The organism is Parasphingorhabdus sp. (assembly GCF_036964565.1).
Taxonomy (GTDB): domain Bacteria; phylum Pseudomonadota; class Alphaproteobacteria; order Sphingomonadales; family Sphingomonadaceae; genus Parasphingorhabdus.
On the sequence record NZ_JBALTN010000017.1, the window covers coordinates 24,055 to 37,912 of the forward strand.

A 13,858-nucleotide genomic window follows, 5' to 3' on the forward strand; every position below is an offset into this window, starting at 1 on the left:
CCGCGCATGGACCAGGAAACCAGAGACTCTCATATGGCACTAGACAATACCGCCGACAGCAAGAGCGCCGGCAAGCCGGAAAAGGAAAAGACCGACTGGATCGGCGAAATCAAGAGCATCGCCCTGCTGCTCCTCGCGGTGCTGGCCTTCCACAGCCTGGTTGCCAAGCCCTTCTACATCCCGTCTGTATCGATGATGCCCGGCCTGCTCGTCGGCGACCGGCTGATCGTCAGCAAATATGCCTATGGCTGGTCGTGGGTCTCGCCGACCTTCCATATCGTGCCGCGCGTGTCGGGCCGCCTGTTCGGCAGCCTGCCGGAACGCGGCGACGTCGTCATCCTGACACCAAGGGACCAGAGCAGCGATTATATCAAGCGGGTGATCGGCCTGCCCGGCGACACCATCGAGCTGCGTGGCGGCCAGGTGTTTCTCAACGGCATTGCCGTCCGCCAGGACGTCCAGCCGGACCTGCAGGTGCCGATCGATGCCAATTCGCCCTGCGGCGACCATGAATTCCCCGGCGCCCGCGGCACCGATGCGGCCGGCAATGCGGTCTGCAACCTGCCGATCCTGCGCGAAACCCTGCCCAATGGCGTCAGCTACGACATCATCGACCTTGGCCCGCAATATACCGACGATGTTGCACCGGTCCAGATACCGGAAGGCGAGGTCTATCTGCTCGGCGACAACCGCGATCTCAGCGCCGACAGCCGCGTCTCCAGCCCGCTCGGTCTGGGCGGCCCGATCCCGTGGGAAAATATCGGCGGCCGCGCCGAGTTCATCACCTTCTCGCTCGACGGCACCACCTCGCTCAACCCGCTGAGCTGGTTCAGCTCCTTCCGCAGCGGCCGCGCCGGCACCAGCCTGCGCCCCGACAGGACCGAAGCAGCCGAGTAGGGGAAAGCCTGAAGTCTGTTTCAGTTGTGTAGAAATAACCGTCCGGCAATCCCGACCCTTCTCCCGTGAGGAAGAAGGATGCGCAGACTTGGCAGCTTGCTGCCTAGTCGTAGCTGGATGAGGGTGTTCTGCGCTTCAGAGTACAAAACGCCCTCATCCAACGCCGCCTAATCGCTAAAGTGAGAAGGCTCTGTATCCTTCTCCCTCCCGGGAGAAGGGAGAATAGGAACCCGAACATAAGCCCATTCCTCGTCAGAAAGCTGTGGTTCGAGGAAGACTAGATCCTCCCGCTCGCGTCAGCGAACAAGGATGGTGCGGTCGGTAGGGACTTTGATAAAATGGCGACGGCGCTTTGCTGAGAGACACCACCCCAATCCCTCCTTTGAAGAGGAGAGGCTTGTTTGCGTGAGTGTCGATGCTTCTACTTCACTGAAACCAGGACTAGAGCCGCAACCCCGCGGTCTCGTCCAGCCCGGCCATGATATTGAGATTCTGCACCGCCGCACCCGACGCACCCTTGCCGAGATTGTCGAGCCGCGCGATCAGGCGGGCGTGATAGCCGCCGGCATTGCCGCAGACAAACAGCTCCAGCCGGTCGGTCGGCGCGTCCTTCTCGCCGATCAGCAATTCCGACAGGCCGCTGCCGCCCTGCACCGACACGATCGGCGAGCCGGCATAGAAACGGCTCAGCTCCGCCAGCAGCTCGTCGGCGCTCACCGATCCCATCGCCCCGAGGTGCAGCGGAATGTCGACCAGCATGCCCCGGAACGCGCGGATCACCGAAGGCGCGAAGATCACGTCATGGCGAAGCCCGCTATGCTGCTTCATCTCCGGCATGTGCTTGTGGTCGAGGTTCAGGCCATAGCTGCGAAACCCCAGATCGGGCTCCGCCGCAAAGCGCTCGATCAGCGCCTTGCCGCCGCCCGAATAGCCGGACACCGCGTTCATCACATAGGGCCAGTCGGCCGGCAGCAGACCGCCGGCAATCAGCGGCGCGACCAGCGCCAGAAAGCCGGTCGGATAGCAGCCTGGGTTGGACACGAGGCGCGCCGCCGCAATGCGCTCCCGCTGTCCCTCGCGGAATTCGGCAAAGCCATAGGCCCAGCCGTCTGCCACGCGGTGCGCGGTCGAGGCATCGATGACGCGGGTGCGGTCATTGGCGATCAGCGCCACCGCCTCGATCGCCGCATCGTCGGGCAGGCAGAGGATGACGAAATCGCTGTCGTTGATCGCCTCGCGCCGCGCCGCCAGGTCCTTGCGCTGCGCTTCCGGCAGCGCGACCAGGGAAAATTCGCTCCGCCCCGCCAGCCGTTCGGCGATCTCCAGGCCGGTCGTGCCCACGGCACCATCGATGAAAACAGTCTGCGTCATGATCCGTCTCAGGACATTCTTTTGCGGGCCAGTACCGGCTGGTCGCTGTCCGCCGCATAGCGCGCGACGACATCGGCCAGCGGCTCGATCGACACCTGCATGCTGTGCGAGCTGGCGTGGATGATCCGCTCCTGGTCGACCATCAGGCCGACATGGTTCGGCAAAAACACCAGGTCGCCCCGCCGCAGGCTGTCATCCGCCGCGATTTCCGCGCCCAGCGCCGCCTGCTGCTGGTCGCTGTCGCGCGGCGCGGCTACGCCGGTCAGCATCATGATCATCTGCACCAGGCCCGAACAGTCGAGCCCGTCGCCGCTGCGCCCGCCCCACAGATAGGGCGCGCCGACCAGCTGCTCGGCCAGCGCCGCGGTGCCGTTGCTGCCGTCGAACACGACCTTGGTTCCGATCGGCTGGACGTGGCGGACATGGACAAAGCCCTTGCCGGTCTTCAGATAGGATCCGCATGCGCTGGCTTCGCCGCAGGCAATCCGCGCGCCCATCGGCAGCCGCTTGATCACCCCCGACTTGAAGTCCGGCGCGATGAAGATCAGTGCCGCGCGGGCGGCGACCAGATGGGTCGGCTCCGGGGTCTTCTTGCGGTGCTGCAGCGCGTGCACCGGGATGTAGCCGACATAGCCGTCATGGCCGCAATAGCCCCAGGCCCAGTCGCCGGCGATGTCGAGCACGTGAAAATCCTCGCCATGCAAAAGCTCGGAGATCGCTTCGTGATCCTTGCCGCTGTGCCGGCGGATCATCGCCTTCGGCGCGGAACAGCGCATCGCCATCGGCTCGGCATAATGCGGGGCGAACATCTTGCCGGCCAGCGCGATGTCGGCCAGATCGCCGCGATGCGCGGTGATCCGGGGATCGAAATCCCCTTCCGGACCGATCAGCGCGAATTTTGCGTGCGCGCCGGTGTCTGCAGCTTTCATGTCCATGCGTATAGAAACCCCAATATCGAACGAGAATCTCCGAATTTTGCGGCGGGTGCGCCATATTACAAAATGAAGACAATCGGCCGCCTTTAAACGACCTCGGGCCGGTTAATCAAGCGGCGTCGCAGAAGCCCGGCGTCGCGGCCGGTATTTCGGCCCCCGGCCGGATCGGGCGAGACCGCCACCGGCCGTCCCGAACGGGAACGGGCCACGATCCCGGTGATCCGCCTGACAAGAAAAAACCGGAGGCACGCGGCCCCCGGTTCTCTCAATCCTGGTACAAGGCGGTTTGCGTTCTAGAAACGGATACCCGCCATGACCACGCCCTGGTGGCGCGACGTGTCGATATTGGGGACCAGCGAGCTGGTTTCATATTTGCCATAGTCGGAATAGCGATATTCCAGACGCACAAACATGTTGTTCGCAGACGCTTCCAGTCCGCCGCCGACGCGATAGCCGTCGAGCTCGTCGGAACCGGAAAAGGCATTGCCCGCATTGTCGTCATAGCTCAGCTTCGCCTTGGCATTGGTATAGCCGCCCTTGACGTACAGCATGGCGTTGGGATCGATCTGGTAACCGAGCCGCGCACCCGCGTAGAGATCGCGGCCGGCGTTCAGGCTGGCTTCGTCACCGGCGACAAGGATATTGCGCTCGGAATGGCCGGCTTCCGAATCGGTATATTCACCTTCGACACCGACGATGAAACCGCCCAGGTTCATGTCATAGCCGATCACGCCGCCATATACAGTGCCCTGGTCGTCACCTTCGAGGCCCGCGGAATCGAGTTCCACGCTGTCGACGCCGAGGACGCCTCCGACATAGGGTCCGGTGAAAGGGGTCGCGTCCTGAGCAAACGCCGGCGTCGCAACGATTACGCTTGTCAGTGCTGCTGCCAAAATGCTCTTCTTCATAAAATGTCCTTTAGTTTAAAATTTGCCAGTTGGGGGCAAGACGCCAAATAGGAGGCTGACCTTGCGCTCCAATGAACAAGAACGCTTCGCGCAAAAATTCCATTTTCTGTTGCAAATATAACGCGTTAATCGGGGTTTCGATGGTGTCGCGCCGCTCGATTGCAAGGGCCCGGACAAAAAATTTCGGCCGCCGAAAACGGCAGGATATTTCCGCCGGCTGATCGCTCCGGCCCACCCCCTTGGCAACTGTTCGCCGCACCCATTGCCCGGGTCACCCCCGCAATGACCCCTGACCGCGACCATGTTCATCCGCCAGCAAGGCTGGCCTGACCACTCAGGCGGTCCATGCGGTAGATTCTGGACGGCGAAGGGACAAGGCCCTTCGCTGCCGCCCTCTCGGCAACCGCGCGGGCGGGCGCATGTCCGGCAACGGACATCCCCGGTCCAGGCCATTTGAAGGAGCATTTTGATGAACAGATTTTCCCCCACACAGACAACCACCGCCCTGCTGGGCATGATCGCGATCGCGGCCCCGGCCAGCCTGTCGGCGCAGCCGGACACGCGCGAGGACATCATCGTCTCCGGCCAGCAGGAAGCCCCCTATGCCGAGCCGGATCTGGCATCCGCCCCGGCAGGACCGGAAATCGAGGGCATTATCTCCGCGCGCAGCGACAACCGGCTGCAGGTCACCACCGATGACGGCGCCAACACGGTCGTCGCGCTCAGCGACGCCACGATCATCAAGGCGAGCAAGGGCTTCCTCGGTCTCGGCCGCGAAACGCTGGCCGCCGATTCGCTGCTCAACGGCCTGCCTGTCTCGGTCGAAACCGTGCAGGCCGGCGGCGAGCTGGTGGCGAGCCAGATCAGCCTGCGCAACAGCGACCTCAAGACGGCCAGCATGATCCGCAGCGGCACCGCCCAGGGCTTTGCCGAACAGACCGCGGCGACCGAGGCCCTGCGCGGCCGCATGGGCGACATCGACCAGTATAATGTCAAGGGCACGACCAACGTCAATTTCGACACCGGCAAGGCGGTCCTGTCCGAACGGGGCAAGGCCGACCTGTGCGCCACCGCCCAGGCCGCCGAGAGCATGGACAACGCGCTGCTGCTGGTCGTCGGCTATACCGATTCGACCGGAAGCGACGACCTCAACCAGCAACTGAGCGAGAAACGCGCCGGCCGCGTCGTCAACTATATCCAGCAATATTGCGGCTGGAAGCCCTATCGCATGCTGACCCCGACCGGCATGGCGAAGGCCGACCCGCTGGCCAGCAACGACACCCCGCAGGGCAAGGCCCAGAACCGCCGGGTTGCAGTGAATATCCTGGTCAGCAAGGGCCTCGACGGCCTGTAGGCCAGAGACAAAACGGGATGCGCTTTGGCGCATCCCGGCACCACGGATCGCCGGATTTCTCGATATGACAGCAGGCGAATGGCCGTTCCTCCCCATCGACCGCTCGACGGGACCAGGCGTTCGATGGAGCTTCCGCATCTGGTTGCAAAAACCGGTGAGAAGTCTAAAATGAATAGACACAGAGGGCTTGTAGGATGCTCCAGTCTATCATCTCGATCGTGGCGATCATCATGGTCGCGGAAATGTCGCGGCGGGCCGATGCCCGCTATCGCAGCGAAACGACATTGCCGATGCAATGGCTGCTCGACGGCACGGTGATCAGAACCGCGCCGCGCCGCTTCGCCCTCGCATTTTTCCCGGTCTTGCTTGCCTTGCTACTGGGTGCGATGGTCGTCGCTTCCATCGCTCTCTCGCCAAGACCCGGGGAGGAAGGCCTCGTCATCCCGGCGATCGCTTGCGTCGCACTGCTGTGCGTCGCACTCCATGCTTTCTACTTGCGGCTGGTCGCCAAGTCGCTCGCCGGGTGGGGCAAATAACTCGCTTCCCGTCATGGACGGCGGAGCGTGGAACCCAATTCGACTTTCACTGGTTTTGGTCTCAGTTTCGAGCAATGATCCGCTCTCACCCCGGTATATTGGCCGGCCAACATGGTTTCGAACTGGACATGGATGGAGAGCGGACGGTCTGGTTCAATCTGGTGGCAAGAAGCGGACTGCTCAATAAAACAGGTGCGAGATGGAGAGAAGCCATGGGCAAGGGACGAAAGACGGACGGCAGTGCGGGCGATGTCGACTATGCCGAGATTGGCCGAACCTACAGCCGCTTTCGCCAGCCTGATCCCATAATTGAGGCGCAGATTCACCGCGCACTTGGCAATGCGGAAACGGTTTTGAACGTGGGTGCCGGTGCTGGATCCTACGAACCTGCGCATTGTAAGGTAACGGCGGTTGAACCGTCGGCTTCGATGCGAGCGCAGCGCCCGCCACATCTCGCCGCGGCGATCGACGCGGTAGCCGAAGATCTGCCGTTCGAGGACCAGAGCTTCGATGCGTCGATGGCGTCAGTGACGGTCCATCAATGGTCGAACCTGGAAGCGGGCCTTGCCGAAATGCGGCGAGTGACCCGCGGCCCCGTCGTGCTGCTGGTCTGTGATCCGGACCTGATGCTGGATTATTGGCTGAGCGACTATATTCCTGAAGTCCGCGAGGTGGAGGCAAGCCGCTTTCCATCGATCAAGCGCATCACGGCGGCACTTGGCAACAACACTGTTGTCCAGAATGTGCCGATTCCGCTCGCATGCCAGGACGGTTTCAATGAGGCCTATTACGGACGACCGGAAGCATTTCTGAACGAAGAGGCGCGGTTGGCCTGTTCCAGCTGGAGCCTCGTGCCCAGGGCTGCAGTCAAACGCTTCGTGTCTGAATTGTCTGCGGATTTGGTGAGCGGCCGATGGGACAAAAAATACGGTCACCTACGCTCCCAGCCATTTTTTGACGGCCCGCTCCGCCTTGTGATCGGCAAGGCAGGTTAGAGGCACCGCAGAATGAGCCTGACGCCCGCGATGGGGGCGGTTGGTGACCAGCCGCATTATTTTCCATGGGGTCAAATAGAAAGACAGAAATTGGGTGGATAGCCGTCATTGAGACGAACGGCTTCTAATGGCAGCTTCAACCCGAAAGCGGACACTTGGATTGGTCAAGCTACTGTTAACGTGATGACCTATTGGCGGGACGGCCTAGACTCTGCTCCAATACTCGCCAAACATTTCCTCAAGCTCACGATCCAACCGTTGATCTATGAGCTGTTCAATCTCGGCCGTTGAAAGTTTAGCGGCTTTCGTTAACTGCGCACCAATCTGATCCCGGTAGCGGTCTATTTCAAAAGGGCAGTTTTCTTTCGTTGCTTGACTAGCGGCTTGCAGCTGATCGTTTGCAACGATTTCCGATGGAGGAGCATTCTCTGCCGCCGCGACACCATTGGGCCATTGACCGACCCAACATTCCAGCAAAGCGTCATATGTAACTTCGTCTACGAAAAATGTCTCGCTGCTACGCTGAATTCCGGAATCAGATTCGGCTATGCCAGTGACGGCGTCTATGTAGCGGTTGGCGAGATCGATTGAAGCAAAGTCTACTGACCCAATAACCACCACCTTCAATCTGCTGCCATCTGCTTTTGAACCAATCCTTATGACATCGTTTTTCAGAACAACACTGAGCCCGTTTCTACCTACAATTTTGCTAAAGCTGAGGTCATTGCTCTCAGCAAAGGACATGGATGTCTGGATTAAGTTGTTGGAATATGTGTCTGAAAACGGAACTTCCGCTGATGCTATTGGATCGCGAGCATCACCATGTTCCTGACTGCAGGCAGGCAACGCCATAATGAAAAGAGCAAGAAACAGTTTCAACATACGAGATGATACACATAATTCTGCTAAGTCGGCAATAATTTGGAAGTGGGGCCATTCCGTACACCACTTTAAATGTCCGCTTTTGCGCCCATAGCGGAGACTAGGCCGGACGATGGCGAATGTCCGAAACTGGGGCGATAGCTGACGGACTGCTTAATTTAACCATGGTCGCGCATTTATGTCGCAAAATGGGTGGTTAGCGGACATCATGCTCGTCACCGTGATCAACTCGCTTTTGCCGCTCGGTATTTATGCGTAGGATATATTTCTCGGAACGTTCGGTTGAAAACGCGCCAATGCCCGCGAGACGTCGTCCTTCAATCCACAAGGTCAGCAGGCCGAAGAAAGCAAACGCCAACAAAATGCCGGAGATTTCAATCCAGTAGGGCGCACTGAAGAGGCCTATTGCCCCGCCGCAGACAATTAACGGTGCCGCTGCCAACAACCTATGTCGGAACGTCTGTGGCCCACACCAGTCGACTTTCGCCCACTCACGATCAATATAATTTCTGAGAGATCCAAGTAAGCCCATTTGCGGAACATAGCTGTCAATGAGCAATGACTGCAAGTGGGGCGAAAGCAGCCATTCCGGCACCCCTCCGCAACCCTTTCCCTACACTCCAAACCGCCCCTGCAAATACCGCCAGCTCGCCCTTAGCCCCAGCGCTTCGCCGCCCACCGGCCGCCCCGGCTTGGCCGTCGGCCGCCAGGCGAACGTATCGAAATGCGCCCAGGGCACCGCTTCCGGAGTGAATTTCTTCAGGAACAGCGCCGCCGTGATGCAGCCGGCAAAGCCGCCCGAGGCGCTGTTCACGCAATCGGCGATCGGGCTGCTCAGCATCGAATCATAGCCCGACCACAAGGGCATCTGCCACAGCGGATCGCTTTCCGCCTCGCCCGCCCGCAGCAGCCCGTCGGCCATCTCCCGGTCGTCGCAGAACATCGCCGGCAGGTCCGGCCCCAGCGCCACCCGCGCCGCACCGGTCAGCGTGGCGAAATCGAGGATCAGTTCCGGCTCGTCCTCGCCGGCCAGGGTCAGCGCGTCGCCCAGCACCAGCCGGCCCTCGGCATCGGTATTGGTGACCTCGACGGTCAGCCCCTTGCGGCTGTTCAGGATGTCGCCGGGCCGCAGCGCGTTGCCGTCGATCGCATTTTCAACCGCCGGCACCAGCAGGTGCAGCCGCACCGGCAGCTTCGCCTCCATCACCAGCCGCGCCAGCGCGATCGCGTGCGCTGCGCCGCCCATGTCCTTCTTCATCAGCAGCATGCCGGCACCGGTCTTCATCGACAGGCCGCCGCTGTCGAAACAGACGCCCTTGCCGATGATGGCAATTTTCGGATGGTCGGCCTTGCCCCATTTCAGCTCGATCAGCCGCGGCGCATGGGCGCGCATCGCGGCCTTGCCGACGCCGTGGATCATCGGGAACTGCTCGGCCAGCGTGTCGCCGCGCGTGACCTTCAGCTCCGCGCCGTGCTTGTCCGCCAGCTTCTCGACAATCTCTTCCAGCCGGTCCGGGCCCATGTCGGCGGCGGGGGTGTTGACCATGTCGCGGACCATCGCGGTGGCCTCCGCCTGGCGCACCGCTTCGTCCTGCTGGGCGATGGCATCGCCGACCAGCAGCACGCTCGGCCCCTGCCGGTCGGGCAGCGCCTTGTAGCGGTCGAATTCATGCTGCCCGATCAGCCAGCCGAACAGCGCGCCCTTGGCGCTGGCGCCTTCCAGGCGATAGTGGCCCTCGGGCAGGCCGCCGCCCAGCCGGGCCAGCGACCAGGGATCGAGCCGCTCCTGGCTGGCGACCCCGGCGACAACGCGGAAATCCGCGGCGACGCTCTTGTCGTCGCCTGTGCCGGCCGTTGCCGGCAACAGCACATGGGTATCGGCACTGCCGGAAAATTGCGCCGCCCTGACCATCGCCCGGGTCGTGTCCGGCTGGTCTTTCAGCCACTCCTCGAAATGGGCCGCGTCCACGATCCGGATGCTGCGTGCGGTCTGGCCGGTGTCGGCCGCGATCAGTGCGTTGAAATCGGTCATGCCGTGGCTATAGCCACAGATTTGGCGCAGCGCGAGTGTCTATTCCGCCGCCACTGCCGCCGCTTCCTCGCGCGGCGCGGGCCGTTCGGCCGCCGCCACTGGCCGGGAAAAGACGATCGCTCCGTCATCCACCGCCTTGTGCCGCAGATTGATGATATCCTTGGGGAAATTCTGGTTGAGCCGCCACGGCTTGCGGTCGCCCTGCTTCGGCAGGTCCTCGATCGCCCGCTGGACATAGCCGGAGCTGAAATCGAGCATCGGATCGGTCGCCATCGCCTCGCCCGCCGGCAGCGTCGGCGTCGCGATCGGCGTGCCCTTGCGCTCCATGGTGTTGATCAGCCGGCAGACATATTCGCTGGTCAGGTCGGCCTTCAGCGTCCAGCTGGCGTTGGTATAGCCCATGGTCATGCCGAAATTGGGAATGCCGGAGAACATCACGCCCTTGTAGTTGATCGTCTCGCCGAAATTCACCGGCTTGCCGTCGACCGAAATTGCGGCGCTGCCGCCGACCAGCAGCTTCAGCCCGGTGGCGGTGACGATGATATCCGCCTCCAGCAGCCTTCCCGATTTCAGCAGGATGCCGTCCTTCGTAAAGCGCTCGACATGGTCGGTGACGATATCCGCCCTGCCCGACTTGATCGTCTCGAACAGGTCGCTGTCCGGCACCAGGCACAGGCGCTGGTCCCACGGATTATAGCTCGGCGTATAGTCGGCCATGTCGACGTCCGGCCCCATTTCCTCGCGCACCATCTCGAGCAGCCGGCCCTTGAACGCCGCCGGCTTCTTGCGCGCCAGATTGAACATGAACAGGCCGAGCAGCACATTCTTCCAGCGGGTCAGCAGATAGGCGAGCTTTGCCGGCAGGAACCGGCGCAGCCGCAGCGCCCATTTGTCCTCGCCGGGCCGCGACACGATATAGGTCGGCGAGCGCTGCAGCATCGTCACATGCGCCGCCGTCTCCGCCATCGACGGCACCAGGGTCACCGCGGTCGCGCCGCTGCCGATCACCACCACCTTCTTGCCGGCATAGTCGAGATCGTCCGGCCAGAATTGCGGATGCACCACCGGCCCGGCGAAATCCGCCTTGCCCGGAAAATCCGGATCATGGCCCTCGTCATAGCTGTAATAGCCCGAGCACATGTGCAGGAAATTGCACTGCACGCTGCTCAGCGAGCCGTCTGCCTGCTGCAGGCTGACCGTCCACAGCGCCTCTTCGCTCGACCAGCTCGCGTCGATCACCTTCTGGCCAAAGCGGATCCTGTCCTCCAGGCCATATTCGGCGACCGTCTCGTGCAGATAGGCCAGGATCGACGGCGCATCGGCAATCGCCCGGCGGGCGGTCCACGGCTTGAAATTATAGCCCAGTGTATACATGTCGCTGTCGCTGCGGATGCCAGGATATCTGAACAGGTCCCAGGTCCCGCCCAGCCGCTCGCGCGCCTCGACAATGGCAAAGCTCTTGCCCTTGCATCTTTTGGTGAGGTGCACCGCGGCGCCAATGCCGGACAGGCCGGCACCGACAATCAGGACGTCTAGGATTTCATCGGTCATCCCGCCTTATTACTGACAGTGATGTCAGTTGGCAAGAGAGGCCTGCACGCTTATTCGCTGATCAGCGTCAGCCGCCGGAACAGACCGGAATCCAGCTTTTCGTCGAAGCGGCAGCCGACATGGCCGTCGCGGCACCAGATCACCGTTGCCGGCATCGGGCTGCCACCCTCGAAGCGCAGCCACACCCGGCCGCCCTCGGCAAAGCGGGTCTTGCTCGCCACCCGGCAGCCGTAGATCGACAGGTCGATCAGCTCGCCCGGCTTGGCGGTCTTGCCATGCGCGCGGATCGCCGCCCGCTGGATCTGCACCGGATGGCGATAGCTCTGCCGATGCTCGATCAGCGCCGACTGGACCGTTCGATATTGTGAACTCATGTAACCCATCGTATCGCCCCTCGCAGGCGACCATAGTTTGGGCGGCTAAACAAAGGGTTAACCGGCGGCAACCCATGTCCGGATTCGGGATTCTATTCCGCCGCCTCGAGCGCCGCCTCGCCGGCACCCGCCGCCTCCTGCGAATTGGGCCCGTAGAAGCGCAGCACCCCGTCGTCGACCGGATCGTTCAGCAGCACGTTCCTGTCGAACAGATAGTCCTGGTTCAGCTTCCACGGCATCGCGGTGCTGTTGCGCGGCAGCTCGTCGATCGCCCGCCGCAGATAGCCGGAGGAAAAGTCGAACAGCTCCTCCTGCTGCAGCGCGCCCTGCGGCACCGGGTTGGCGATCCGCGTCGCCGTCGCGTCCATGTGATTGATCACCCGGCAGGCAAATTCCGACACGATATCCGCCTTCAGCGTCCACGACGCGTTGAGATAGCCGAACACGATCGCCAGGTTGGGAATGTCGGAGAACATGCAGCCCTTGTAATAATAATGGTCCGGCCAGTGCACCGGCTTGCCGTCGACCTCGAACGCAACCTTGCCGGCCACCGCCAGCTTCAGCCCGGTCGCGGTGACGATCACGTCGGCGTCCAGCGTCTCGCCCGATTCCAGCGTGATCCCGCGCTCGGTCACCGTCGCGATCCGCCCGGTCTTGACCTCGGCCGAGCCGTTGGCGATCGCCTTGAACATGTCGCTGTCCGGCACCAGGCACAGCCTTTGCTCCCACGGGCCGTAGGGCGGCGTATAGTCTTCCTTGACATATTTGTCGCCGAGCGCCTTCTTCAGCGGCTTCTCCAGCTTGCTGATCACCCGGTCCGGCTTGTCCCGCGCCATCTTGAAGGTCAGGTCCTGCATCTTGACATTTTTCCAGCGGATCAGCCGGTAGGCCCACATTTCCGGCATGATCCGGCGCAGGAAATTGGCCAGCCGGTCCTTCGCCGGCCGCGCGAAATACCAGGTCGGCGTCCGCTGCAACATGGTCACGTGCGCCGCCTTCTCGGCCAGCACCGGCACGATCGTCACCGCGGTCGCGCCGCTGCCGATGATCACCACCTTCTTGCCGGCATAATCGAGATCCTTGGGCCAGAACTGCGGGTGCACGACCTCGCCGGAAAACTGGCCCAGCCCCTTGATTTGCGCGTCATAGGGCTCGTCATAATCATAATAGCCGGCGCCGACATAGAGGAAATTGGCGTGCATCACGACCCGCGACCCGTCGCCCTTCTCCGCCGTCACCGTCCAGCGCGCTTCCTCGCTCGACCAGCTGGCCGACAGCACCTTGTGGCCCAGCCTGATATGCTTTTCCAGGTCGTGCTTGGCCTTGATCCGGTGCAGATAGTCCATGATCGACGGCCCGTCGGCAATCGCCTTCTGCTCGGTCCACGGCTCGAACTTGAAGCCCAAAGTGTGCATGTCGCTGTCGCTGCGGATGCCGGGATATTGAAACAGGTTCCACGTCCCGCCAATCTCGTCGCGCCGCTCGACCAGCGCAAAGCTCTTGCCCGGACATTTGTCGCGCAGATGCACCGCCATCCCGATCCCGGAAATCCCGGCGCCGACGATCAATACGTCGACCGATTCCGCTGCCGTTTCACTCTTGCTTGCGATTTGCGTAGCCATTGCCGTCTCTCCCAGCTTTTGCCGCATCATGCCATTGTCGGGCATCGGTTGCAATCAGGGATTTAACTGAGCGGTTAAGTACGGGGGCGGGCGGTTCCCGCACCGGGCGGCGGGAAGCACCCCTTCTCCCGTGAGGGAGAAGGATACGAAGCCTTGCCGCCGAAGCGTCAGCGCAGGCGGCTAGGCGCAGTTGGATGAGGGTGTGGTGGTCGGTGATTTGATATAAAGACGTGCGAAAGCTGGCTCTTGCTTTAGCGCTAAATCAATAGAAATTTTAAATACATATGAGGAAATAGAGTTGTCTACTTTTCTATTAATCTGGTAGTGACGTGACCCCCAACGTTCATCCATTTGCGATTAGAGTCTCGGCATCGTTATTGCGCGACTGCGCGGGTGAAGCA

At 61.8% G+C, this 13,858-nt stretch carries 13 protein-coding genes; 4 read left to right on the top strand and 9 right to left on the bottom strand.

The window, feature by feature from the left end; translation table 11 throughout:
* Nucleotides 1-33: 33 nt before the first annotated feature.
* Complete coding sequence (lepB, locus tag V7650_RS17125) at nt 34-897, top strand: signal peptidase I (protein ID WP_335657430.1); 864 nt, start codon at nt 34-36, stop codon at nt 895-897.
* Nucleotides 898-1,338: 441 nt separating this feature from the next.
* Here lepB and argC read toward each other — a convergent pair whose 3' ends face one another.
* The 3 genes from argC to V7650_RS17140 form a co-directional block, all read right to left on the bottom strand.
* Nucleotides 1,339-2,268 carry an N-acetyl-gamma-glutamyl-phosphate reductase gene (argC, locus tag V7650_RS17130; protein ID WP_335657431.1) on the bottom strand — a complete coding sequence of 310 codons (930 nt, stop codon included), beginning with the start codon at nt 2,266-2,268 and terminating at the stop codon, nt 1,339-1,341.
* A gap of 8 nt (nt 2,269-2,276) precedes the next feature.
* Nucleotides 2,277-3,197 (bottom strand): C40 family peptidase, encoded by a 921-nt coding sequence (locus V7650_RS17135; protein ID WP_335657432.1) that lies wholly within the window; start codon nt 3,195-3,197, stop codon nt 2,277-2,279.
* A gap of 299 nt (nt 3,198-3,496) precedes the next feature.
* On the bottom strand, nt 3,497-4,111 hold the full coding sequence (locus V7650_RS17140; RefSeq protein WP_335657433.1) for an outer membrane protein: 615 nt from the start codon (nt 4,109-4,111) through the stop codon (nt 3,497-3,499).
* Nucleotides 4,112-4,580: 469 nt separating this feature from the next.
* On the opposite strand from V7650_RS17140, the gene V7650_RS17145 reads away from it, so the two are divergent.
* The 3 genes from V7650_RS17145 to V7650_RS17155 all read left to right on the top strand — a co-directional run bounded on the left by V7650_RS17145 (nt 4,581) and on the right by V7650_RS17155 (nt 6,996).
* Nucleotides 4,581-5,465 carry an OmpA family protein gene (locus tag V7650_RS17145; RefSeq protein ID WP_335657434.1) on the top strand — a complete coding sequence of 295 codons (885 nt, stop codon included), beginning with the start codon at nt 4,581-4,583 and terminating at the stop codon, nt 5,463-5,465.
* A gap of 194 nt (nt 5,466-5,659) precedes the next feature.
* The gene (locus tag V7650_RS17150; RefSeq protein WP_335657435.1) at nt 5,660-6,001 is read left to right on the top strand and encodes a hypothetical protein; all 342 of its coding nucleotides are present in this window, start codon (nt 5,660-5,662) and stop codon (nt 5,999-6,001) included.
* A 74-nt stretch (nt 6,002-6,075) separates the two neighbouring features.
* Complete coding sequence (locus tag V7650_RS17155; RefSeq protein WP_335657436.1) at nt 6,076-6,996, top strand: class I SAM-dependent methyltransferase; 921 nt, start codon at nt 6,076-6,078, stop codon at nt 6,994-6,996.
* Between the two features lie 204 nt (nt 6,997-7,200).
* On the opposite strand, the gene V7650_RS17160 is transcribed toward V7650_RS17155, so the two are convergent.
* The 6 genes from V7650_RS17160 to V7650_RS17185 all read right to left on the bottom strand — a co-directional run bounded on the left by V7650_RS17160 (nt 7,201) and on the right by V7650_RS17185 (nt 13,457).
* Complete coding sequence (locus V7650_RS17160) at nt 7,201-7,878, bottom strand: hypothetical protein (protein ID WP_335657437.1); 678 nt, start codon at nt 7,876-7,878, stop codon at nt 7,201-7,203.
* Nucleotides 7,879-8,074: 196 nt separating this feature from the next.
* On the bottom strand, nt 8,075-8,473 hold the full coding sequence (locus V7650_RS17165) for a hypothetical protein (RefSeq protein WP_335657438.1): 399 nt from the start codon (nt 8,471-8,473) through the stop codon (nt 8,075-8,077).
* 18 nt (nt 8,474-8,491) lie between these two features.
* Complete coding sequence (locus tag V7650_RS17170) at nt 8,492-9,910, bottom strand: leucyl aminopeptidase family protein (RefSeq protein ID WP_335657439.1); 1,419 nt, start codon at nt 9,908-9,910, stop codon at nt 8,492-8,494.
* Nucleotides 9,911-9,949: 39 nt separating this feature from the next.
* A complete protein-coding gene (locus tag V7650_RS17175) occupies nt 9,950-11,461 on the bottom strand; it encodes a flavin-containing monooxygenase (protein ID WP_335657440.1) in 1,512 nt (503 codons plus the stop codon).
* 50 nt (nt 11,462-11,511) lie between these two features.
* On the bottom strand, nt 11,512-11,835 hold the full coding sequence (locus tag V7650_RS17180) for a PilZ domain-containing protein (RefSeq protein WP_335657441.1): 324 nt from the start codon (nt 11,833-11,835) through the stop codon (nt 11,512-11,514).
* Between the two features lie 92 nt (nt 11,836-11,927).
* A complete protein-coding gene (locus tag V7650_RS17185; RefSeq protein ID WP_335657442.1) occupies nt 11,928-13,457 on the bottom strand; it encodes a flavin-containing monooxygenase in 1,530 nt (509 codons plus the stop codon).
* Between the last annotated feature and the right edge of the window lie 401 nt (nt 13,458-13,858).

Excerpts from the sequence above, each read along its gene's own strand:
- lepB (WP_335657430.1), top strand. The coding sequence starts at position 34 with ATGGCACTAGACAATACCGCCGACAGCAAGAGCGCCGGCAAGCCGGAA.
- argC (WP_335657431.1), bottom strand. The coding sequence starts at position 2,268 with ATGACGCAGACTGTTTTCATCGATGGTGCCGTGGGCACGACCGGCCTG.
- V7650_RS17135 (WP_335657432.1), bottom strand. The coding sequence starts at position 3,197 with ATGAAAGCTGCAGACACCGGCGCGCACGCAAAATTCGCGCTGATCGGT.
- V7650_RS17140 (WP_335657433.1), bottom strand. The coding sequence starts at position 4,111 with ATGAAGAAGAGCATTTTGGCAGCAGCACTGACAAGCGTAATCGTTGCG.
- V7650_RS17145 (WP_335657434.1), top strand. The coding sequence starts at position 4,581 with ATGAACAGATTTTCCCCCACACAGACAACCACCGCCCTGCTGGGCATG.
- V7650_RS17150 (WP_335657435.1), top strand. The coding sequence starts at position 5,660 with ATGCTCCAGTCTATCATCTCGATCGTGGCGATCATCATGGTCGCGGAA.
- V7650_RS17155 (WP_335657436.1), top strand. The coding sequence starts at position 6,076 with ATGATCCGCTCTCACCCCGGTATATTGGCCGGCCAACATGGTTTCGAA.
- V7650_RS17160 (WP_335657437.1), bottom strand. The coding sequence starts at position 7,878 with ATGTTGAAACTGTTTCTTGCTCTTTTCATTATGGCGTTGCCTGCCTGC.
- V7650_RS17170 (WP_335657439.1), bottom strand. The coding sequence starts at position 9,910 with ATGACCGATTTCAACGCACTGATCGCGGCCGACACCGGCCAGACCGCA.
- V7650_RS17175 (WP_335657440.1), bottom strand. The coding sequence starts at position 11,461 with ATGACCGATGAAATCCTAGACGTCCTGATTGTCGGTGCCGGCCTGTCC.
- V7650_RS17180 (WP_335657441.1), bottom strand. The coding sequence starts at position 11,835 with ATGAGTTCACAATATCGAACGGTCCAGTCGGCGCTGATCGAGCATCGG.
- V7650_RS17185 (WP_335657442.1), bottom strand. The coding sequence starts at position 13,457 with ATGGCTACGCAAATCGCAAGCAAGAGTGAAACGGCAGCGGAATCGGTC.